Origin of the sequence: Flavobacterium sp. DG2-3, from assembly GCF_030730925.1 — a bacterium.
In the GTDB taxonomy this organism is placed as follows: Bacteria; Bacteroidota; Bacteroidia; order Flavobacteriales; family Flavobacteriaceae; genus Flavobacterium.
Map to the genome: position 1 here is coordinate 33466 of NZ_JAVAMB010000007.1, position 21332 is coordinate 54797.

Below are 21332 nucleotides of genomic sequence, written 5' to 3' on the forward strand. Positions count from 1 at the left end.
TTATAATCATGAAAAATACAATTATATTCCAGAAATATTATTTTATAAAACTCATATGCAAAAATGCATTCGATGCAAAATTATTAACTTTATTGGCTTTTGTATTTATTGCTTGTGATGGTTTTGTGGATGTTGATCTTCCAAACTCCCAGTTAGCAGCCTCCGAGGTATTTGAAGAAAAGTCTACTGCCAATGCTGCAATGACACAGGTATACGCCAAAATGAGGGACGGAGGGCTTTTTACGGGATATGCAACAGGACTTTCAAACCTTTTAGGCAATTATACAGACGAACTTGCATTTTATGGGACAGCGCAGGAAGGCACTGTTAATTTCTACAATAATGTGGTGCTTCCTTCAAATTCATCAGTAAAATCGATCTGGAACAGTAGCTACAATCAGATTTATGGAGCAAATGCAGTTTTGGAAGGAGTTACAGCCTCACAAAAACTTCCTGACAGTGACCGAAAACAGCTTATGGGGGAAGCCTTGTTCACTAGGGCATTAATCCACTTTTACCTAACCGGCATTTACGGAAGCATTCCATATGTGAGTACGACAGAATATCAGACCAACAGATCAATATCAAAAGAGTCTTCAGGTAGAATATATCTTCACTGCATCGATGATTTGAAACGTGCTAGAGGGCTACTCTCTGAAAGTTATAGTGCACCTGACCGCACAAGACCTAATAGATCTGCCGCAAGGGCATTGCTTGCAAGAGTTTATCTATACACCCAGCAGTGGGCAGAATCTTCCAATGAAGCTTCGGCAGTACTAAATAATACTGGGCTTTATACATACGAAAATAATCTATCGAAAACTTTCTTAAAGGGATCGCAGGCAACTATCTGGCAGTTTTCTGCCAATACCGCTATTGGTAATACGCTTGAAGCGCAGACATTTATATTCAGCTCCGGTCCGCCAGCTATCACAGCTCTCAGCCCGTTTTTTTTAAGTTCATTCCAAAATGGTGACCTGAGAAGAACTCTTTGGATAACATCTGTAACAAACGGCATCACAAGTTGGCATTATCCTTCCAAATACAAAAATAAGGGAACCGGTACTTCAACTGAATTTTCAATCATTCTAAGATTAAGTGAAATCTATCTTGTGCGGGCAGAAGCTCGCGCGCATGCTGGGGATCTGATAGGAAGTAAAGAAGATATTAATAAAATCCGCCACTCTGCAGGACTAGCAGATACTCCTGCCGTTTCACAAAATGAAATTTTGAATGCTCTGTTGCAGGAAAGAAGACACGAACTGTTTACTGAATTTGGTCACCGCTTTTTTGACCTTAAACGATTTGGCTCTCTTGATACCGTACTTTTTCCTGTAAAACCTCAGTGGCAGACGTTCAAGTCAGTGCTCCCTCTTCCTGAATCCGAATTGATTCTAAACTCAAATTTAAATCCGCAAAATACTGGCTACTAATGACAAACATATTAAATATGAGCAGATCTTTTTGGATTAGTATCTATCTGTTTTTGGCAGTCTGCCCCATTATGGGGCAGATTAAAAAAAATGCTGTACGTATTGATGACTACAAAAGATGGGGAACCTTATCAGTTGGAAGCATTTCTGACAATGCGTTGTGGGCAAGTTATACAATGACCTATGAAAATAGTATTGATACTCTATTTATTAAAAATACTGATAAACCTACACTTTACAGCATTACATTGGCCAGTAATGGGATGTTTTTAAAAAACAATTTTTTCTGCTGTTTGCTTTCAAAAACACGTTTTATGCTTTTTGATTTAGAAAGAAACAAAAAATTATATATTGAAAATATAACGGATTTTATTTCCCTGAACAGTAAGATTCTCTTGATCAAGTCGTCCCCTGATGGAAAAAAATCACTGCTCATCTGCAATTTAAAAGGTCATGTTCTTAAAGAAATAATAGATATTGGATCTTTTTGTATAAGTCCTGATAAATCGATGTTAGTATGCACAAAGCTTTCACATAGAACATCAGCACAACTCTATAATCTTATCGACAAAATTTCCATTACTAACATACCAATTAACCCTCAAATATATTTTGATATAATCAAATGGAATAGTAAAAACGGTAGTGTTCTACTTTCTGGTTCAGGTAAGGATGCGTTAAACCGAAATTTCACTGCTATAATATATTACAAAATTAGAGAGGGGAAGAATTATTTCTACAGCATTATAAATGATAAAAACATTCCTGATAATTTCTATATAGATGGCAGACATTTAAGCTCATTTGTCATTTCTGATGATATGAATTATGTATTTTTTAAAGCCAGACAAATAATTGATGTCGATGTTAATTCTGCTTCTGAAAATGTACAGATATGGAATACAACTGACAAAGACCTTTACCCTAAAAGAAAAGCATTTCCTACTGCCCGAGAGAAGTCCCTTCTTTTCAGGTGGAATCCTGAAACGGGTAAGACTATGCAGATCGGAAGCGAAGAATTTTCATATGTGCTTTTAAATGGCGACCAGCTGTTTGCACTTCTATGTAATAGTGAAAAAAACAAACCTTCATTCAAGCAGAAGCCTGAACTGGATTTTTCAATTCTAGATATTAAAACAGGTAAAATAACGCCATTCTTAACCAAGCAGCAGAGTACAGGATTGACTAAAACGATGTCCTTTTCTCCGCAAGGAAATTTTATATCTTATTTCAAAGATGAGAATTGGTGGCTATATGATTTTAAAAATAAATCTAGTTTCAGCTTAACAGGAAATATCAAGCACAGTTTTGCAAATAATAGTACGCAGTACGGCACTTCTGTTTCTCCATACGGTTTTGCAGGATGGACCGAAAATGACAGATCTGTGGTAATTTACGATAAATACGATCTCTGGGAATTCGATACAAAGACCCGAAGAGCGAAGAGACTTACAGACGGCAGGGAAAATAAAATAATATACAAGCTTGTATCAACGAAGCCTGAAGACCTTTCAATATTGGATTCCAAAGCTCACACTTTAATACCTGGAGAAAATACTATTTTAAATTTAAAAACAGATGACAATTCAAAAACTGGAATTGCAATTCTCGACAGGTCATGGAAACTTCAGAAGGTATTTTTTGACTCGGTTTTTGTTTCAGCAGTGAAAAAAGGAATTGGTAACAGTTTTATATATACGAGGGAAAAATTTAATATGCCCCCTAACCTGACAGTTAAAATAAATAAGCATCAACCTCGTATCCTATTTAATAGCAATCCCCATCAAAAAGACTTTTTATGGGGGAACTCTAGACTAATCAAATACAAAAACTCGAAAGGTGAAACCCTAAATGGCGCACTTTTTTTTCCTGCGGGATATGATAAAAACAAAAGCTATCCAATGATTGTAAATGTTTATGAGAAACAGTCATCGAAGCTGCATAGATATTTTAATCCCACACTTTTAAACGGATGCTCATTTAATGTTTCGAATTATACCAACAGCGGCTATTTTGTGCTTCTACCGGACATATCTTATGAAATTGGAAATCCGGGATTTTCAGCTTTAGAGTGTGTAACAGAGGCAGTGAATGAAGTCCTTTCAAATTATCCCGTCAATTCTAAAGAACTTGGAATTATGGGGCATTCTTTCGGGGGATTTGAGGTCAATTTCATTATTACTCAGACCAACATATTCAGTGCAGCCATTTCTGGCGCATCGCTTAGTGATCTCAACAGTGCCTATCTGACTTTTAACAAGTACGATTTTATTCCCGAAGCATGGCGGTTCGAGACCTTTCAAATGCGAATGGGCTCCTCATTATTTGAGAATTACGACGGCTATCAAAACAACAGTCCAGTAAGACATGCATCTAACATAAGTACACCTCTGCTTTCATATACCGGGGATTCGGACACAGCTGTTGAGCCTCTTCAAAGCAAAGAATTTCATCTTGCACTCAGAAGACTTCAGAAGCTGCAGGTCTTATTGATTTATCCAAATGAAAATCATGTTTTTACAAATAAGTCCAGCCAAATTGATCTAACCCAAAAAAGTATGGAATGGTTTGGGCATTTTTTAAAACATGAACCTAAACCAGAATGGATGAATGCCTATTAAAAAGACAATGCCGTTTTCTTACGAAAACGGCATTGCACTTTATCAGGACGTTTTAATCCTGAACTTTCCACATAGGAAGATTACAGTTATTATTTGGATTATTTTCATCTACTTTACCAAATAATTGCGTGCTTCCGTAAGAACAGATTTCAATAGTCTGCTCAGTCTGACATCTTTCATCTTCTTGATGACACGGATCTAGCTGCGAAACATAGCGGTAAGCTGGACGCTCATCAAATGCCTTAGCACTACCCATAGATGCAGTAAAAAATGCCCCTGCTCCTCCTAAGATTGCGACTGCCAACGGAGCCGAAAATCTTTTTAACAAATTTGATTTCATATTTATAACATTTATATGGTTACGATCTACTCTATTACAGGTTTTCGATCAAATCCCTGACTTTGGCCAATGTATTTTAAATGTCATTCTGCTTTTGCTGCATGATCTTGAAGCATATGTTTTCTTAATTGGTAGCATATTAATTTGCTCCCGATTATGGCATATAAATGGCTGCCATATACATATATGCCTTTAATCTTTTTTCTATCAATATCATAAACAGGAAAACTTGACCTATAAGTTCTGTTTGAAAGGTCATACACATCTATAATTGAAGCCGTTCTCCATAAATGGTCGGACTCGTATTGCCCCGGCAGTACTGAATTTATAAAAAGTAGATTTCCATAAGTTGCACTTAACCGATTAACCATTAACGGTCGTTTAGCTAGTGTAATTCTTCCCTTTTTCTTATCTTCAGCTAAGTCTAGATGTACTTTACTCACAGTGTCAATAGTTTTACCTTTCATCTCGAGTTTTAACTTTGGATTTATAATAAGATATTCATTTCGGTATGCATATACATATATTATTTTTTCGATCTCTGAATTGTACAATAGAACACCATCGGTGTCAATAATTCCGTCAATCTGTTTTTCAAGAAGATCTGTTTTCAATAAAATCTTGGTGGTATCTTTCAAATTTATTTTTCCAATTACGTTTTCATTAGCTGGTGGCATGAAATATCGCACTGCTAAGTGAATAGAATCCATGGGTGCAACACTTGAAAAATAATTACCGCTGTGCATTTTAAAATCTGCATTCCAATTGCTGTTTCTCCCGCTAAAAAAATAAGGTGCTCTACCTTCAAACACAAAAAAATGATCTTGATAAATCTTGACACTCGGAATCGAGAAAGGCATTTTAATTTTCTCAAGTGTAATTATATGCTCGGTTAATTTCTTTGACATTGTATCTAGGGCTTTAACTTTAAGCAGATACTTTGAATCTGCCAGATAAATTGTCCCAGATGAACTGCCAGCAAAATAGCATGAATTAGATTTTAAATCAATCTGAAAAAGTTCCTGTGCCGTATGCTGTGGAAAGCGTCTGACAAATTTGTTCTTATAATGAATAATATGATTTGATAAATTGAAAAGAAATACGAGCATCAGACCAGGTAATAATACGCATACAGATAACAAAAAAAGTTTAAACCTCTGTTTGTAGAATAGTATTCTACTCTCAGTACATCTGCTTTGGAGAAGTATAAACGCAATACCTGCCAAAACAGTAAAAATCAGATTAAATGCAAGATGCTGCTGCCATGTCATCTTTTCCAAAATGCCTCCGCATGAACAGGGAACATAAGAACTGTAATTAAGCATTATATAAATATAAAGAGAGAATAAGAACATCATTGTAAAGGAGAGTAGAAGTCCTAAATATTTGAAACTTCTGAACATCAGAAGCAAGCAGATTCCAAATTCTGACAATGGAATAAAAAACACCATCCATTCTGCATAAGGAGTTAATATTGGTGATTGTCCAAGCTGGATTTTAAAATTCTCAAAATCAATCAATTTACTCACCGCGGCATATACAAATAAAAGCACCAAAATCAGACTTATTATCTCTACAGTTTTTTCTATATAACTATCATTGAGTTTCATAACAAATAATTTGAACGATTTATATCCAAAACATTAATAGCAAAAGCATATACAAAACTAAATCCATAAATTGAAAGAAAACACATCAAAAACAAACCAAAAAACATCAAAACCATACCAATTTACATTTCAAGATTTCTGCAATAAAAAATGCTTTACAGAAAAAATCCGCAAAGCATTTTCCTCTTTTTTTTTAATCTTTTTAAATTAGGTTTTCACGTCCTCTATAAAACTCAAAAGCTTCTGATTAAGCTCAACGAGTCCTGCTTTTTGAAGGCATTCCTTCGAAACATTTTTAAGTTCAGCCAGCTCCTCCTCTGCAATGCTTCCCATAAGGCTTACTTCATCTTTTTCCAACAGCACTCCCCTGTCAATAAAGTGGCATAAAAGCAGTACATTTTTGCGTGAAATTTTCAGATCAATCTTCACCGGCTCGCTCATGCTTTGGATGCTCATAACGGTATCGAATACCTTGGCAGCATAATTCTTCGTACTCATAATTTCAGCGTTTTTAAATTAATAAATCAAAGCCTAAAGTTAGGGATGACGCTCCAAAGCATCATAAGCAAAATTTACCTATGATGGGATACATTGGAATTTCCTGCATAAATTCGTCTGACTAATTCAAAGAAGTCTGAGTTTTTAAACAGACTCTATAGGATTGCCACGCCTTGCTGCAATCTGCAAGATGTCCGGTTGTATCACAACCGCTATCTTGCTGCCTCTCTGCTCGGAACTCGCTGGCAGTGAAAACTGGAAGACTTTTAATGTAGAATGAAAAGGAAAAAATGATGGAAGAAGAGAAAAAAAACAGAAACAGATGGCTTCATCTGCGTCTAAACGAAGAAGAATTTAAAATCCTGAACAAAAATTTTGAAGAATCACTCTGCCCAAAACTTAGCGATTTCGCACGACTGAATCTTCTGAAAAGGCCTGTTATTCTAAAAACCAGAGATACTTCCCTTGATGATTTGATGGCTGAATTAATTAAACTCAGAACAGAGCTTAATTCTATTGGTAATAATCTTAACCAGGCTGTAAAAAAACTGCACACACTTTCACAGATTTCTGAATTCAAAGTATGGATACTAAGTTTCGAAACAGATAAAAAAATGCTGTTTAACTCTATTGATGCGATTAAAAATACAATCCAAAATCTTGCAGAAAAATGGTTGCAGTCATAAATACGGGATCATCAGTCAGAAGTATTTTTAATTACAATGAAAATAAGATCGAAGCAGAAAAAGCAGAGCTTATCGGAGACGTAAATTATCCTGTAGAAGCCTCTGTACTTCACAGAGATCTCAGGCTGAAACTGCTTTTAAAACAGCTTGAATTAAATTCAAATGTGAAACGGGGAAGCGTTCATATCTCACTGAATTTTGATTCCTCTGAAAGCAATCTGCCGAAAGAAAAACTCATGGAAATTGCCACCGTTTATATGGAAAAAATAGGGTTCGGGTCCCAGCCTTATCTGGTGTACCAGCATCATGACGCGGGACATCCCCATATCCACATTGTTTCTGTAAAAGTGAAATCGGACGGGAAAAGAATTGACATGAATAACATAGGGAAAAACCAGTCCGAAACAGCACGAAGGAAGATTGAAAAGGCATTTGGTTTGGTAGTCGCCCAGAGTAGTAAGAAGGAAAAAATCAATATAAAGCCTGTAAAAAGTATTGTTGCTCAATATGGGGAATCTGAAACTAAAAAAGCAATTGCCAATGTTCTGAACGCTGTTATTCCAAATTATAAGTATACCACCGTGGGAGAATTAAATGCTGTTCTAAACCTATATAATATCACCGCGCTGCAGGGAGGAAAAGATTCAAAAATGTTTCAGCATAAAGGACTCGCATACCAGATTCTCAATGATAAAAAACAGCCGGTTGGCGTTCCCATAAAAGCAAGCAGTTTTTATCTTAAACCCATCCTAAAATATCTGGAATTAAAATTCATTGCAAATAAAACAAAACGAAATCCTAATTTGAAAAGAATTAAAAATGCAGTTGATATGGCATTTATACAGAACAAAATAAAGACTGTTTCCGATCTAGACGCAATTCTTATAAAGGGCGGAATTAAGATTGTAGAAAGAAGAAATGAACATGGAATTCTTTACGGTTTAACCTACGTGGACCACATAACAAAATGCGTTTTTAAAGGTAGTATTTTAGGAAAGCCATATGCTGCATCTGGAATTGAAGAACGGTGCGGTCTCAAAGAATTCAATACTAGCCGAAAAGCTGTTGCAGATATCGATCATAAAGAGCTTATAGATAAAACGCAGCACTCATCTTCTATAAGCGGAAGCCAACTGCAAATGATATTTGATTCTCTGCTGCAATCTGTTTCAACTGCTGATTACATTTCAAAGGAATTCAAAAGAAAAAAGAAAAGAAGAAGAAAAGGACTTAATGATTAACAAATAAAAAACTAAGACAATGCAGACAGGAGAAAATGAACAGGCGCTTAGAAAAATTCTAGATATGACAAGGCTTATCAGCATGGTACTGCTCTGCTTTCATTTCTACTATTTCGGATATAATGTTTTTAAGTTCTGGGGGCTTACTAATGATTTTGGGAATAAAATACTGCAGAACATTTTCCGCACAGGACTGTTGGGTTATTTCCATACATCTAAAATTTTTGCCTTGGGATTTTTATGCATCTCCCTTCTTGGTGCTAAGGGCAGAAAAAACGAAAAGCTGAACTTTAAAACAGCCATGTATTATATCGCTGCAGGATTCACGGCTTACTTCTCAAGTTACTTTTTTCTGATTGCTTTCTTGATGCCTGAAACAAAATTGATTCTCTATATGCTGTGTACTGCTCTAGGATATCTGCTGCTGCTCTCAGGAGGAACACTGCTTTCTAGAATCATTCGCAGAAATCTGGGCAGCAGTGACATTTTTAACAGGGAAAATGAAACATTTCCGCAGGAAGAAAGGCTTCTTGAAAATGAATACTCCGTTAACCTTCCGGCAAAGTATAATCTGAAAAATAAAGTGAGGAAAAGCTGGATTAATATCATAAATCCCTTTCGTGGAATATTGGTTGCTGGAACACCCGGATCTGGAAAATCTTATTTTGTGATCCGCCATGTCATAACCCAGCACATCCGCAAAGGATTCACAATGTTTGTGTATGATTTTAAGTTTGATGACCTCAGCATTATTGCCTATAATACCTGGCTTAAGTATAAACATTTATATATGGTCGAACCTAAGTTTTATGTAATTAATTTTGATGACCTAAGCCGCACCCATAGGTGTAATCCTTTGGATCCAAAATCAATGACAGATATAACAGATGCGGCTGAATCAGCACGCACAATTCTTCTGGGATTAAACCGGGAATGGATAAAAAAACAGGGGGACTTTTTTGTAGAATCTCCCATTAATTTTCTTTCTGCCGTAATATGGTATCTTAAAAAATATAATGACGGAGAATTCTGCACTCTTCCACATGTAATCGAACTGATGCAGGTTGAATACAATAGTCTTTTCACGCTGCTCAGGACTGAAAAAGAAATAGAGATTCTGATCGACCCTTTTGTCAGCGCCTATCTGAACAATGTCATGGAGCAGCTTGAGGGGCAAATCGCTTCCGCTAAGATTTCCATGGCACGATTGTCCAGTGCGCAGCTTTATTATGTACTCTCCGGGAATGATTTTACGCTCGATATTAATAATCCTGCAGATCCTAAGCTAGTCTGCATGGGAAACAATCCATTGAAAATCCAGACTTACGGTGCTGTGCTTTCCCTTTTTGTGAGCAGGCTCATCAAGCAGGTAAATCAGAAAGACAGGCTTAAAAGCAGCCTGATATTTGATGAATTCCCTACCATTTATCTCAACAATATGGACAGTCTTATAGCTACAGCAAGAAGCAACAAAGTAAGCACCTGTCTGGGGATTCAGGACTTCAGCCAGCTGCGCAAAGATTACGGCCGCGAGCAGGCAGATGTCATACTCAATATCACCGGGAATATCATCAGCGGTCAGGTGAACGGCGACACCGCCAAACAGCTTTCTGAACGTTTTGGAAAAATAATGCAGGAACGTGAAAGCCTTTCAATTAACAGCTCAGATACCTCGGTCAGCAGGTCAAAACAATTGGAAGCGGCAGTTCCGGCATCTAAGATTTCCTGCTTAAGTTCAGGGGAATTTGTCGGCATGACTGCCGACAATCCTGAGTGTAAAATTGAACTTAAAACATTCCATTCCGAAATAATAAATAATCATAATGAGCTTAAAAAAGAAGAGAATTCATATCAGCAGATCAGTCCGGTACGGATCATAAATAACACCATGATTGAACGCAATTATCTGCAGATAAAAGATGATATAGCTGAGATTGTAAATTCAGAATTGGAACGTCTTTTACATGACCCGGCATTGTCTCATTTAGTAATCAAAAAAAAGAAATAATCTTTTCACACATTCAATATTCACTTGCCCCCACCCCACTTTGTAAATAATTTTGGAAATGAAGTACAAAGATAAAATACGACATTTCGAAATCAGTCCTCCGACACAAGAAGTATGATTGACAGAATGGACAAAGAATACCGACACGCATGTCCTAGCTTTTAGTAAATTCTTCCGTAGTGGATTTGAAGAGTTAAATCATATTAAAAATTGTTTTTATTGCTTAGTATTATTTCAGAACTATCATTTCACGACCAATTGTTGCAGTGTTAGAAAAATTTTAATAAATTTTCACATTCATCTCATGCAAAGTTAGTTGAATACACTTTTTCTCATGTCATTATTTCCGACATCTCCAAAACGTATGCTTAGTAATACTCTTCCAAAAAAAATGCGGAACCATTGTATCCGCAATTAATTTTGATTCAAATTTACGGGCATTTTTTACAAAAGATTTATAACATTCCAACGCTTTATCATTACTTTTAGCTTTTTAAAAAACCAAATAAATATGCTGGATGCATTATCAAATCTTATTCAATTATCAGAGATCAAGGATTTTAAAACGACCATAAATCGTGAACAGGTTATTCAATCAAAAAATATTATAAATAGCAAACCTTCCTCAACAAAAGCTTTGTTCGTAATTTTATGCGCTATGAACCTAATCAATGCAGCTATAAAAACTAAAGAATTCAGAGGAGAAATTTATTATGGTATGCTCAAAAAGCATGTATCAAAACTTTTAGTATATGTTACAGATAATCACAACATAAAATTTGATGCACAAATTTACATTGACAAAGTGCAAAATTGCGTTTACATAGAAGTTTATGATCTTCAATTTAGTTTTCATAATATTACAATTTATGATGAATTAAATTGCTACATAAACTCTCCTAAAAATACGAAAACAGTGTGGAAAGAAATACAATTACAGAAAATTGCTGGCGAATTACTTACTTACGCACTTAGCGCTAAGTAAAATATAGTCCTTCCAGTACATTAAGTTACATGGTATTATTTTTCTATATTTAGAGCAATTTGCAAATCATCTTCTATCTTCAGAATAACTAAAACCAGCAATTTTAAATAGGAGAAATATGCATATTCATGCTTTTGAATCTCTTCAGGATTTGCCTGTGTTCCGTGCAGATAGCTATTTCGCAGTTCTAGCCCATTTGTAAATTCTTTTTTATTAAGAAAATAGTTAAAATAAGATTGTTCAGATTTTGAAAACAGTGAACTATCAAAAAATAAAATTTTCTCATCCACCATTCTTAAAACCTCATTTTGAAGTTTTAAAGAATATCTGTGATATGATGCAAATTCATTTTCATATAAATCTTGAAGTATAAGCAGTCTTTCAATATTCGCAATTTCTAGAATTTCATTATCTGTAACTTTGAAAAAATCTTTTTCTATCAAGAAATCGATTTGTTGTTTTTGGTATTGCTCAAAATTGTTGTAATTCAAATTTTCATTTAACGCTAGCCTAAAGAAATTTTTATAGTTTTTTTCCGCGAAAGGCTCCACGTAATTTAAAAATGACTGATCTGAAAATAATAAACTTGAACTATAACCCATTTCTTTATTATCGGAATTGAAATAAATGTATTTATTACTATTTAGACTTGGTATATCACTAATCACTGTAGGTACTGAAGATATCTGTAAAAGTTCAAAATCGATAAATCCATCTTCAACATAAAGTTTAAACTGTTTTAGTATTGACTCAAATTCTGGCGCAAGCAACCTTACTTTTTCAAAATAAGAATTTGTAGCGGATGGTATTAGAAAACGAGCATTTTCTGCAAAACCATATTTTTCTCTGAAAAAGGCTGTAAAAGTTAAATGCAAAATATCTTCCAACGTTGTATTTAGCCCTTTAACAATTCTACTATATCCGTAAATTTGAGCTCCTGAAGTCATTTCTGATAAGGAAAAGGCTGTTCCCGTTCTGTACTCGTTTTCTGAACGGACTCCCATTAATTCTTCAAACAGCACACGCTGATTTTTCTTGCTTACTAAATTTATTCTCCACTGATTATCAACAAACCCAAAAAGATCTCTAAAATTTTGAAATAATACATAAGGGGTATCGTTTTTCTTAATAAAATTTAGGCTATATTCATAATGAATAACATGTTCATCATCAAAATAGGCATTTATAATATTGGCTGTATCATCGGGAAAGCTAACTGAAACACCATATTTTATAGAAGAATTATTAACGAACAGCTTTTCAGTTTCTTTTTTGTTTAATCGTTTAGCCTTCAGTTTTGTTCTATCTGAAATTTTAAATTCTGCCTTATTTCTAACATTTTGAATTAGCGCAAGGTAGTTGAGATTTATAACATCTGAATCTAAATATTTTAAAATTATATTTTCTTTATCTACAACAGTTAGCTTACTAGGTATAAAATATTGTCTATCGCGATTCTGTTTCTCAGCTTCATAGTGGGTCAGTAAAATTTCAGCTGCTTTTTCATAATCTAGAAGAAAGTTTTTTAACTCTGCACAGTAATAATCAACAAGTGGCTTATGAATTAAAATTTCAGTAATCAAGTGTGGTTTTATATCAAGAAGAGCTCTAAAAGTTACTTTTGATATTCTTTTAAATGTACTGTGACTACTTACAATTTCCCAAAATGACTGTGTATATCCTAGCTGAACACTTTCATATAAAACCATAGCATTTATCTCATTTATACCAGCGAAAAATTGCCCAACTTTATTTCCATATTCATTAGTTTTCTCTTTAAAATTGTCTAAATCTTCTATAGTCCAATTTTTTAAGTACAAATCATTATCGAAATATTTTTTTAAGTGATAAAGTTCTAAAATATCATTTATGTCATTGTAACTAGTTTTTATTTCACTTTTCAAGATAGACTCACCTTTTAAAAGTTCACGAGATCCAGCCAAATCTTCCCTGGAATAAAAATGTACACGGTTAAAATCACGTTTATTCATACTTGTTATAAATGGTTTTTATTATTAAATAGGCTTAAGAGCAAAATATTCTATTAATCATCAACTTACATCATATAAGTCTTCATTCGGACAAACTTAACAAAATTAAAACTCTGATAAGTACGGAAAACCTTATTCTTAATTCAATAGATTTGTTGATTAAAATCAAAAAATCTTTTTTTTTACACAGCTTAAAATGCTTCTTTTAATTTGAGTGTAAGCTCCACTGCCTGATCAAATCCTGAAGCGGTAAAAAAGTTCGAGAATCTCCAGAAGATAATCCAGATTCTCCCTATTTCTCAAAATCTGCTTGTGGTCCGCCAGATTCTTTCGGTAAGACGAATTATTTCCCGAAATCCTGTCTGGTCGTAGGCAAAATTATTATTCGAAGCGCTGCGAATAACAGAAGCTGAGAGCCTAAGGATCCTTTCAGGCTCATAACGTAGCATATGATTGAGTAACATCATAAAATAATAGCCGGTATGCGATGCCATGAAACCATGCTCAATCTTCACAGATTCTGTCGCTGCAGATTCACAAATTAGGATAATTCACATTTGCTTTTGAAAAAAGTAAAAACTCAGTAGTATCAAGATCTGGGTAATTTAGATTCAAATGGTTATGTGAGTGATTTTAGTGTTCTTTACATTGAAAATCATTAACTATATAAACTCCAGAAGTCTCTTTTAAATTTTTATAAGATGCGTGATACGTCAGTCCAGAATTTAAATAGAAATTACCAACTGAGATGTCTTTAAAAATCTTTTCAACTTCACTTAATTCATCTTGAATAAACAATTCTTTCATGTGTGAATTTTTATAACCGATAGGAATATATAGTTTACTGTTTTCAATATCTTTAACCGAGATAATATTTGGTGCACGATATAATATTTTTATTGGTATGTTAGATAAATGAAGTTGAAATCGTTTGAAGCCTCATCAAGCTTTAAAAATCCAAATGGTTTTGACTTATCAATTGTACTGTCTCGATCGTATTCATTTACGTCTCTTATTCGAGATAAATCTAAAACATTATCTGCTGCTAATAGCGTTTCGAATGTTATTGGATTCTTCATCCAGATTCTAATGACAAAATGCTTCAACAAAGACGTAATAAATTTATCAAAAGTTATAAAATCCGGCGTAATTTGAAAATACTAGAAAAAGAAAAGCTTTTACAAGATGAAAGCATACACAAAACAGAATTTGAACAACAATGGTATTTTAGTCTGGAAGATATGACAGAGTATTTGCAGGAAGATTTATCAGAGATTAAGAACTTAAAACTTCCTTTATTAATCGGCGGGAAAAGAAAAACAGTTAAAACAGCCACTTTCGAAGACATAGAAAAAGGACGTAAAAAAGAAGAGCTATCAGACTTTAATAAAGCACTTCTAAAAGCTAGACATTTTAAGAAATGACAAATAGTTGGAAATCAAAGAAAAGTTTATACCTTTGTAAGGTAAACCAGCTAACTATGAGTGAAGACAAAATTACAAATCTTGAAAATAGGATAGATACTTTAGAGTACAAAATAGATAAAATCATAAGTACATTAAAAAATGTAGCTCCCGCCTTGGATAGCAATTTTAAGGAAATAAAAGAGCACTTGGAAAACTTAGAAACCAAAATAGATAAACTTGATGGCTCTACTGAAAAAGGGTTTGAGGAAGTTAAATGGGAACTTAAAAAGATTCAAGATGTAACAAGATATGCAGATGAATATTTAAATATTCCTTCTACACAAGGTCAAGCTTAAAAATGCAGTAATATAAAAATCAAGCCTCTTTAACCAGAGGCTTTTTTATTTGCTATATTTGAATAAAAAACAAGTATGGAAATATTTATAGGTGTTGCGGGACTTATAATTGCTTGGCTAACATTTCAAAAGACATTCTACTCTAAACCTGATGAAGAAAGGAATAACCTTCTAGGCACTTTCCTAACTACTCAAAAACTGCATTTAGAAGTTCAGTCAATACTTCAAAAGTATATTGACGAGAATAATGGAGCTGAACATTTTATTTATCCTGATATAACTTTTCAACATTTGTTGAATATGTACAAACAAGGTTTTGAAAAAGATTTATCTGATAAAGTTTATCAAGATTTGAAAAATAACCAAATTTATACTAAAAGCAATATTGCAACATTTCAAAAATTGATTGATAAACAGCATAGTGATTTACTCATGTTTCGTAATCAATTATTATTTTTAACTCCACCCACAAAAAACTAGAAACACAAAATCTAGTGTAAAATGGGTATACTTACCAAATTTTAAATATATGTCAAATATATACTGGCCGGTCTATAAAAATTTAGAATTGGGAGTTCTTAATTTAAGTTATTCGATTCATATAGACGATAATCAATTAAATGTATATTCTTCGCAAATTTCAGATCTAATTTTAAGAGCATCAGCAGAAATTGAATCGATATCAAAAGAATTATACAAATCCAACGGTGGCCTAAAAACATCAAAAATAAAATATGACTCCGATGCACTTGAGCACCTTAATAATCTTTGGAAACTTGATTTAAAGTCTGTAATTGTAACGTCAGTAAACTGCTTTCAAACATTGAAAGAATTAAAACCATTTATAAAAAATGAAACTAGTACTTTTCACAATGGAATAACTTACACTTGGAATAACTCATACCAAAATTTAAAACATGATAGAGCAAATTCATTACGATTCGGCAATTTAAAATATCTTTTTGATATAATGTCGGCTTTATATATCTTAAATCTGTATTACAAAAATGATACGGTTTTATTGTACAATGATGGTGGTGGAGTAAATTTCCCTTCGAATATGGGATCGGATTTATTTTCAGTAAAATTACATAAATGGTCTCTTTATGATGAAAATCTTAACTATAAAAAAAGAGTTGATTTTGATGAGTGTTTATATTTCACACATTACACAGAACAGACAATTGAAAATATAAAAAATGCATACGCCAAGGACCTACAGGAAATGAGAAGTTCAATCCTACATCACCCCAAAGCAATGGAATATCTAAAAAATAATAAAGTCGAGGAAATCTTGGATGAAGAGCTAATGAAGAAAATTTTAGGAGACGAAGAATACTTACATTTCACTATTAATAACTCTGCAAATCAATTAGAAGCAACAAAATATTATCATTGGCAAGCATCATTGAACAAAAATGATTTTTAAAACTTTTAACCTACAGTCTGTAGTAGTTGGTACAGAATATAAGTATCAAAATAAAAAACAAATCTATCAAAAATCTGATCTTACCGTTCTTGATGTTCAGATTCCTGCTTCAAACGAAAAAGTAATCCGAAGATAAGTGGAAAATAGTTCTGAAGAAAACAGTATTTCGATTTTTTATCCCCAAAAAGCTTTGGACGTGTTACTAGATCTGCAACAAGTCACTAAAGTGTATTTTGCCATCATTTTTTTAAATAAGTTAATGGAATAATCATTGCACAGTACTTTTAGCATAATTAAAAACTCAGCAAAATTAAGTTCTGCCGAGTTTAGGGTTGTATACCAAAAATTATCCAAAATATGACCAGTTGGAGTTTTGTGGCAAAATCGTGGCACATTGTTTTTTGGTGAACAAAAAACTCAGCAAAATCAGGGATTAACAAGCTTAGGTTCGAAACTGTATACGAAAGATCAAAAAAAATGCACAGAAGCATAAGCTTCCATGCATTTTTATCAAGAAACAAAATCAAATCTTTAAATTTATTGCGTCAGATCTAATACAGATTTTAGTGAAAAATATATGGTTGGACCATAAGGTCCGAAAGAAATATTGTCAAACTAAAAATCAACCTCCACTACTTCTTTTGGCAGTTGATATGGATTTTAATTTTTCCTGTGCATCTTTTAGCTTCAAATAATTGTCGATGGTAATTGGACCAGGATACAGATTGCTCTGTACGGTATGAGGCGGGTATTTTTCGTAGGTTTTAGCAAATTCTCCAATAATGTTCTGGACAGTCGGTAGGAACCAGGTTTTCTCAGTAAAGTTGTTCATGAATAAATCGTAGCGCTCCTGCGGATCTGCCCATAAGTCAAATATTTGCGGCACAGTTGCTACATAACTTGATGCGCCTTTCCAGCCTAAATTAGAATCTACCGCCAGGCCTCCTGTTGCCTGCCCGTTATCACCTCGCAGGTTAAATACCGCTTTGAATTTCCCAATTCTTATTGCTCCGGGAAGCAATTCATCTTCTGTAAAATAAAACCACATATTTCTTTTTGATTTTCCCGTACCGAATAAAACCGGTGACATATCATAACTGTCAAAGATTGTAGGTTTTCCGTCTCTATCTACAGTAGGCAGCTGCTGTTCTGTTAGCGCAGCGAATGTTGCCATAAAATCAAGCGTACCTAAAATATCACTATTCTTGCTGTTTGGTTTAATTTTCCCTGGCCACCATGCCATGGTAGGAATACGGCTTCCGCCCTCTCTATCAGTTCCTTTTGTCCCTCTAAAAGGAGTATAACCGCAATCAGGATAAACATCTTGCCATGTACCGTTATCTACAGTATAAATTATTAAAGTATTCTCTGCAATTCCCAGATTTCTAACTTCATCCATAATACGGCCTACTCTCGCATCTAATTCTACGATACAGTCTGCATATTTGTTTTTTCCAGCAGATTTTCCTGCATAATCAGGATGCGGCAGGTTTGGCTGGTGATTTTTTGCAAACGATATTTCCATAAAAAATGGTTTATCTTTCTTTGCATTTTCTTTAAGCCATTTTAAAGATTCTTCTTCTGTATACTGATCTAAAAACGGAATTACTTTTCCATCTATTTTTCGAACCTCTCTGTAAGCTTTTCCAGCTTCTCCCTCCAAAGCTCCTTTGGTGCCTTTTGCCCATGTTGCTCGAATATCGTCCGGCATATCTGCATTCCAATCCGGATCAGTATATGTGTAAGCATTTAAGTGGTACAAGGTCACATTTTTCATTACATCAAAACCCTGTGCAATTGGCATTGAATAATCTTCTTCGCCAAGATGCCATTTTCCGGCAAAAAAGGTATTGTAATTTTTACGTTTTAACAGTGATGCTAATGTCCATTCTGCTTTTGGAAGTCCTCCACCATCACCTGGAAAAGCCACTGTTGTCATTCCGCTTCGATTGGGAATTCTTCCCGTAATTAATGCTGCTCTTCCTGGCGTACAGCTTGGCTGGCCGTAAAAAGACCAAAACTGCATACCTTCGTTGGCCATTCTGTCAAAATTTGGTGTTGCTGCTCCACGTGCTTCACCGCCTCCATAAGGACCTAGATCTCCCCATCCCGTATCATCTGACAGCAGGATAATAATATTAGGATACTTTTTGTTCTGGGCATTTAAAAATGTAAATGATAGAAAAAACAGTGCCGTTAATGCTAATAAAAAGTTCTTTTTAGTCATAATATAAGTTTTTGATTTATATTGATTTTCTATTTTCGTTAACTTCATGATTATTCCATAAAGGATCCTTCCAAAATTACACAACATGTTTTATCATTTTTAATATTTTAGGTTGCAGATTATAAAATGAAACCACTATTGTAAAATGAAACATAAACAAGAAAACATTTATCTTCTTTTAATTTGGTTGCATATTATAATCTGTAACAGGTTGGATATCCAACAATATACTGGAGAGTGAGAAAAAAATATTGCCCGAACTTGAAATTCATGTTTTATTGGCTTACCAATATATTTAACATTGTCTAAAAATCATAAAATTTATATTCTAAGTTTTGTGGCAAAATCGTGGCACATGGTGTTTTTGAAAACAGGAAATCCATTAAAATAAAGCTTCGGGAAGATTAGGTTAGAAACTTATACATAAATAATTTGTTTTAAAATGGAAATCCATTTGTGCCGGGGTTCGGCACAAAAGATCGGAGCGCATAGCGGGAAAAAGTTCCTGAAAAAAGAACTAAATGCAACTCACTATATAGTCACTCCAAATAGAATTTGTTAAAATTATTCATACCTAAAAGATAAATTAGTAGGGTGCATTGGATAAGCGGATTATCAAGATAAAATTAGCTAGCTCCAACATATATTCCACTATTTACACCTGCCTCTTTAATTACCTGATAGCCATTTTATAAATGAAAACCATTTTTCTGTAAGAAAAACTGCCGCCGCCCTGCCTACATTTGACATAAGGCAGAACATAAAGGGAAAGCCAAAAACCAAAAACCAAAAACCAGAGCCAGATGGCAGGGCGCAAAGCTGAAAGCCCAAAGCCCCGGCCCGGACCAGCCGGTACAGCCGCTTTACGGGCAGACCGCTTAAAAAAAAACAGCAAGTAATCTTAAAAAAAAAAATAAAATGAAAAATCAAGACACACCGCAGAATACGCCACAGGAAAAAGGCAATCCCCAAAACCAAAACAGAAGCCCAAAAAGCAATAATGAAAACACCAACCCTTACGACTCGGAGAACCTGGACCAGGAATCAGACAGCCCCTCCAAGGACATCACCGAGAAGGACATAGAAAAGGACCTTATGGAGCATGACCCCTCTGAGGGGTTTGAAACAGATATTGATACCCAGAAGAGAGATGAGGAACAAAATGATTCCTTTGAAACGATCGATCCCGATGATGGCAATCCCGTGAGAAAGGAATTCGAAATCGGGCAGCTCGGCAGTGAAGAGCTTCAGCAGGATGAACTTGCAAGGGACGAATCAGAGGGCGGCCCTGCCCGCTTCCATAAGCCTTCGGAGCGGAAATTTTAAAACCGGGATTAAATGCCCTGCGCGGCAGCAAAAGACTGCTTGGCCGGTTCGCCTGCGCTCGGTGGAATGCATAGCGGGAAAAGCTCACAAAAAATAATTTCATTCATCAAAGAGAAAACCGCCTGCCTGGCCCCTTAAAAAGCTGCTGATTTTCCTCAGATGCCGCCTGCCTGCCGCAAGTGCTTCGCGCCCGGGGGTCTTTTCTGCTGTTATTTCACCGCAGATGCAATAACCGGCGCTTTTTTGCGTTAGTGCTTCACCTCATATAGGCATAAATGGAAGATTATGTTTATGGACAAGCCCGCAGATAAGGTGTCTTATTGGCACGCTATCATGCGGGCTTTATCTATCGCCGCCTATATATGAGAATTTTCTGCTGCATTTCAGGGGTTGCGCGCATTTTCTCATTTGCTGAAATCATAGCTCAGCACTGCCCCCAGGCCGAACTGGAATGTTGAGGCATAATCGGTCACTGCGACCGGTCCCCAGTAGTAGTCCCAATAGTAGTCATAACCGACGGCCGCCGACATGGACTGCAGATAGGCGTTCAGGTTGATGGAAAACGCAGAATCGGTTTTGATCTTAACCCCCGCTTTGGCCTCCCATGCAAAATAAGTCCCGTTGCCGCTCTGCGGCGCTTCCAGCACAGCAATCCCTGCACCGGCCCCCAAAAAAGGCAGCGCTTTTTGCGAACTGGAACCAAAATAATAGGTATAGTCCGCCAGTATATAATTAATGGCGCCTTTGTCATCTCCGGCATTCACCTGTCCTCCTGCCGGGATGCCTGCCGCAGGCAGGGCGGCTTTGGTGTACAGGGGCATTCTGGCATCCAGCCTGTTGTATTTCAATTCTATGGAAGCATTGTCAATTATAAAATATTCCAGACCGGCCCCATATTCAAAACCGTCTTCCACTCTTGCATAAGAGGAATCAAAATCCACCCTGTCCGAAAAGGTGTAGCCTGCGTAGAAATTAAGCAGCAGCGACTGGGCACTCTGTGCCGAAGCCGTAATTGAAAAGAAAAAAACAACAGCTGGTAAAAGGTACTTTTTCATAATTTCTGATTTTAATTAATACTTAATGATTTAATTTTCCCTTTGAGGGCGCTTCATTGAAAAATATTTGAGCGATTTGCCCTATTCCTGGATGCATCTGGTATTTGCCTGCGCGATATC

The 21332-nt window shown here is 35.2% G+C and carries 20 protein-coding genes; 12 read left to right on the forward strand and 8 right to left on the reverse strand.

The genetic code is table 11. From position 1 onward, the window contains the following. Window positions 1-8 precede the first annotated feature (8 nt). Together Q9Q97_RS11465 and Q9Q97_RS11470 are read left to right on the forward strand one after the other, a co-directional pair. Window positions 9-1433, forward strand: coding sequence for a RagB/SusD family nutrient uptake outer membrane protein (locus tag Q9Q97_RS11465; RefSeq protein WP_306157100.1), 1425 nt, complete (start codon window positions 9-11; stop codon window positions 1431-1433). Next, complete coding sequence (locus Q9Q97_RS11470) at window positions 1433-4054, forward strand: S9 family peptidase (protein WP_306157103.1); 2622 nt, start codon at window positions 1433-1435, stop codon at window positions 4052-4054. The genes Q9Q97_RS11465 and Q9Q97_RS11470 overlap by 1 nt, the downstream gene beginning before the upstream one ends. 52 nt (window positions 4055-4106) lie before the next feature. Here Q9Q97_RS11470 and Q9Q97_RS11475 read toward each other — a convergent pair whose 3' ends face one another. The 3 genes from Q9Q97_RS11475 to Q9Q97_RS11485 all read right to left on the reverse strand — a co-directional run bounded on the left by Q9Q97_RS11475 (window position 4107) and on the right by Q9Q97_RS11485 (window position 6502). Continuing rightward, window positions 4107-4394, reverse strand: coding sequence for a hypothetical protein (locus Q9Q97_RS11475; RefSeq protein ID WP_306157105.1), 288 nt, complete (start codon window positions 4392-4394; stop codon window positions 4107-4109). Window positions 4395-4477: 83 nt separating this feature from the next. Beyond that, complete coding sequence (locus Q9Q97_RS11480) at window positions 4478-6004, reverse strand: MauE/DoxX family redox-associated membrane protein (protein ID WP_306157107.1); 1527 nt, start codon at window positions 6002-6004, stop codon at window positions 4478-4480. Window positions 6005-6211: 207 nt separating this feature from the next. Next, entirely contained in the window at window positions 6212-6502 is a 291-nt protein-coding gene (locus Q9Q97_RS11485; protein ID WP_306157109.1) for a hypothetical protein, read from the reverse strand. Between the two features lie 290 nt (window positions 6503-6792). On the opposite strand from Q9Q97_RS11485, the gene Q9Q97_RS11490 reads away from it, so the two are divergent. The 4 genes from Q9Q97_RS11490 to Q9Q97_RS11505 all read left to right on the forward strand — a co-directional run bounded on the left by Q9Q97_RS11490 (window position 6793) and on the right by Q9Q97_RS11505 (window position 11422). After that, window positions 6793-7188, forward strand: coding sequence for a plasmid mobilization relaxosome protein MobC (locus tag Q9Q97_RS11490; protein ID WP_306157111.1), 396 nt, complete (start codon window positions 6793-6795; stop codon window positions 7186-7188). Further along, window positions 7173-8429, forward strand: a complete 1257-nt coding sequence (locus Q9Q97_RS11495; RefSeq protein WP_306157114.1) for a relaxase/mobilization nuclease domain-containing protein — start codon at window positions 7173-7175, stop codon at window positions 8427-8429. Before Q9Q97_RS11490 ends, Q9Q97_RS11495 begins: the two co-directional genes overlap by 16 nt. A 19-nt stretch (window positions 8430-8448) precedes the next feature. Continuing rightward, window positions 8449-10437, forward strand: a complete 1989-nt coding sequence (gene mobC / locus Q9Q97_RS11500) for a conjugal transfer protein MobC (protein ID WP_306157116.1) — start codon at window positions 8449-8451, stop codon at window positions 10435-10437. A gap of 511 nt (window positions 10438-10948) precedes the next feature. Continuing rightward, window positions 10949-11422, forward strand: coding sequence for a hypothetical protein (locus Q9Q97_RS11505; protein WP_125720996.1), 474 nt, complete (start codon window positions 10949-10951; stop codon window positions 11420-11422). 35 nt (window positions 11423-11457) lie between these two features. On the opposite strand, the gene Q9Q97_RS11510 is transcribed toward Q9Q97_RS11505, so the two are convergent. From Q9Q97_RS11510 to Q9Q97_RS11520, 3 genes are all read right to left on the reverse strand, one after another. Beyond that, on the reverse strand, window positions 11458-13413 hold the full coding sequence (locus tag Q9Q97_RS11510; RefSeq protein ID WP_125720999.1) for a hypothetical protein: 1956 nt from the start codon (window positions 13411-13413) through the stop codon (window positions 11458-11460). 633 nt (window positions 13414-14046) lie between these two features. Continuing rightward, window positions 14047-14220: a hypothetical protein gene (locus tag Q9Q97_RS11515; protein ID WP_164515295.1), complete on the reverse strand. Its 174-nt coding sequence runs from the start codon at window positions 14218-14220 to the stop codon at window positions 14047-14049. Window positions 14221-14309: 89 nt separating this feature from the next. Next, complete coding sequence (locus Q9Q97_RS11520) at window positions 14310-14492, reverse strand: hypothetical protein (RefSeq protein WP_306157119.1); 183 nt, start codon at window positions 14490-14492, stop codon at window positions 14310-14312. 72 nt (window positions 14493-14564) lie between these two features. Between Q9Q97_RS11520 and Q9Q97_RS11525 the strand changes: the two genes are divergently transcribed. The 5 genes from Q9Q97_RS11525 to Q9Q97_RS11545 all read left to right on the forward strand — a co-directional run bounded on the left by Q9Q97_RS11525 (window position 14565) and on the right by Q9Q97_RS11545 (window position 16740). Next, window positions 14565-14837, forward strand: coding sequence for a hypothetical protein (locus Q9Q97_RS11525; protein WP_125721001.1), 273 nt, complete (start codon window positions 14565-14567; stop codon window positions 14835-14837). A 56-nt stretch (window positions 14838-14893) separates the two neighbouring features. Next, complete coding sequence (locus tag Q9Q97_RS11530; protein ID WP_125721003.1) at window positions 14894-15175, forward strand: hypothetical protein; 282 nt, start codon at window positions 14894-14896, stop codon at window positions 15173-15175. Between the two features lie 75 nt (window positions 15176-15250). Further along, window positions 15251-15655 (forward strand): hypothetical protein, encoded by a 405-nt coding sequence (locus tag Q9Q97_RS11535; RefSeq protein ID WP_125721005.1) that lies wholly within the window; start codon window positions 15251-15253, stop codon window positions 15653-15655. A gap of 49 nt (window positions 15656-15704) precedes the next feature. Continuing rightward, window positions 15705-16604, forward strand: coding sequence for a hypothetical protein (locus Q9Q97_RS11540; protein WP_125721007.1), 900 nt, complete (start codon window positions 15705-15707; stop codon window positions 16602-16604). Then, window positions 16594-16740, forward strand: coding sequence for a hypothetical protein (locus Q9Q97_RS11545; RefSeq protein WP_164515296.1), 147 nt, complete (start codon window positions 16594-16596; stop codon window positions 16738-16740). Before Q9Q97_RS11540 ends, Q9Q97_RS11545 begins: the two co-directional genes overlap by 11 nt. 486 nt (window positions 16741-17226) lie before the next feature. On the opposite strand, the gene Q9Q97_RS11550 is transcribed toward Q9Q97_RS11545, so the two are convergent. Beyond that, the gene (locus Q9Q97_RS11550; protein WP_306157121.1) at window positions 17227-18831 is read right to left on the reverse strand and encodes an arylsulfatase; all 1605 of its coding nucleotides are present in this window, start codon (window positions 18829-18831) and stop codon (window positions 17227-17229) included. Between the two features lie 918 nt (window positions 18832-19749). Between Q9Q97_RS11550 and Q9Q97_RS11555 the strand changes: the two genes are divergently transcribed. Continuing rightward, window positions 19750-20157 carry a hypothetical protein gene (locus tag Q9Q97_RS11555; protein ID WP_306157123.1) on the forward strand — a complete coding sequence of 136 codons (408 nt, stop codon included), beginning with the start codon at window positions 19750-19752 and terminating at the stop codon, window positions 20155-20157. A gap of 404 nt (window positions 20158-20561) precedes the next feature. Here the strand turns inward: Q9Q97_RS11555 and Q9Q97_RS11560 are convergent, their stop codons facing one another. After that, on the reverse strand, window positions 20562-21212 hold the full coding sequence (locus tag Q9Q97_RS11560; RefSeq protein WP_306157125.1) for an outer membrane beta-barrel protein: 651 nt from the start codon (window positions 21210-21212) through the stop codon (window positions 20562-20564). Between the last annotated feature and the right edge of the window lie 120 nt (window positions 21213-21332).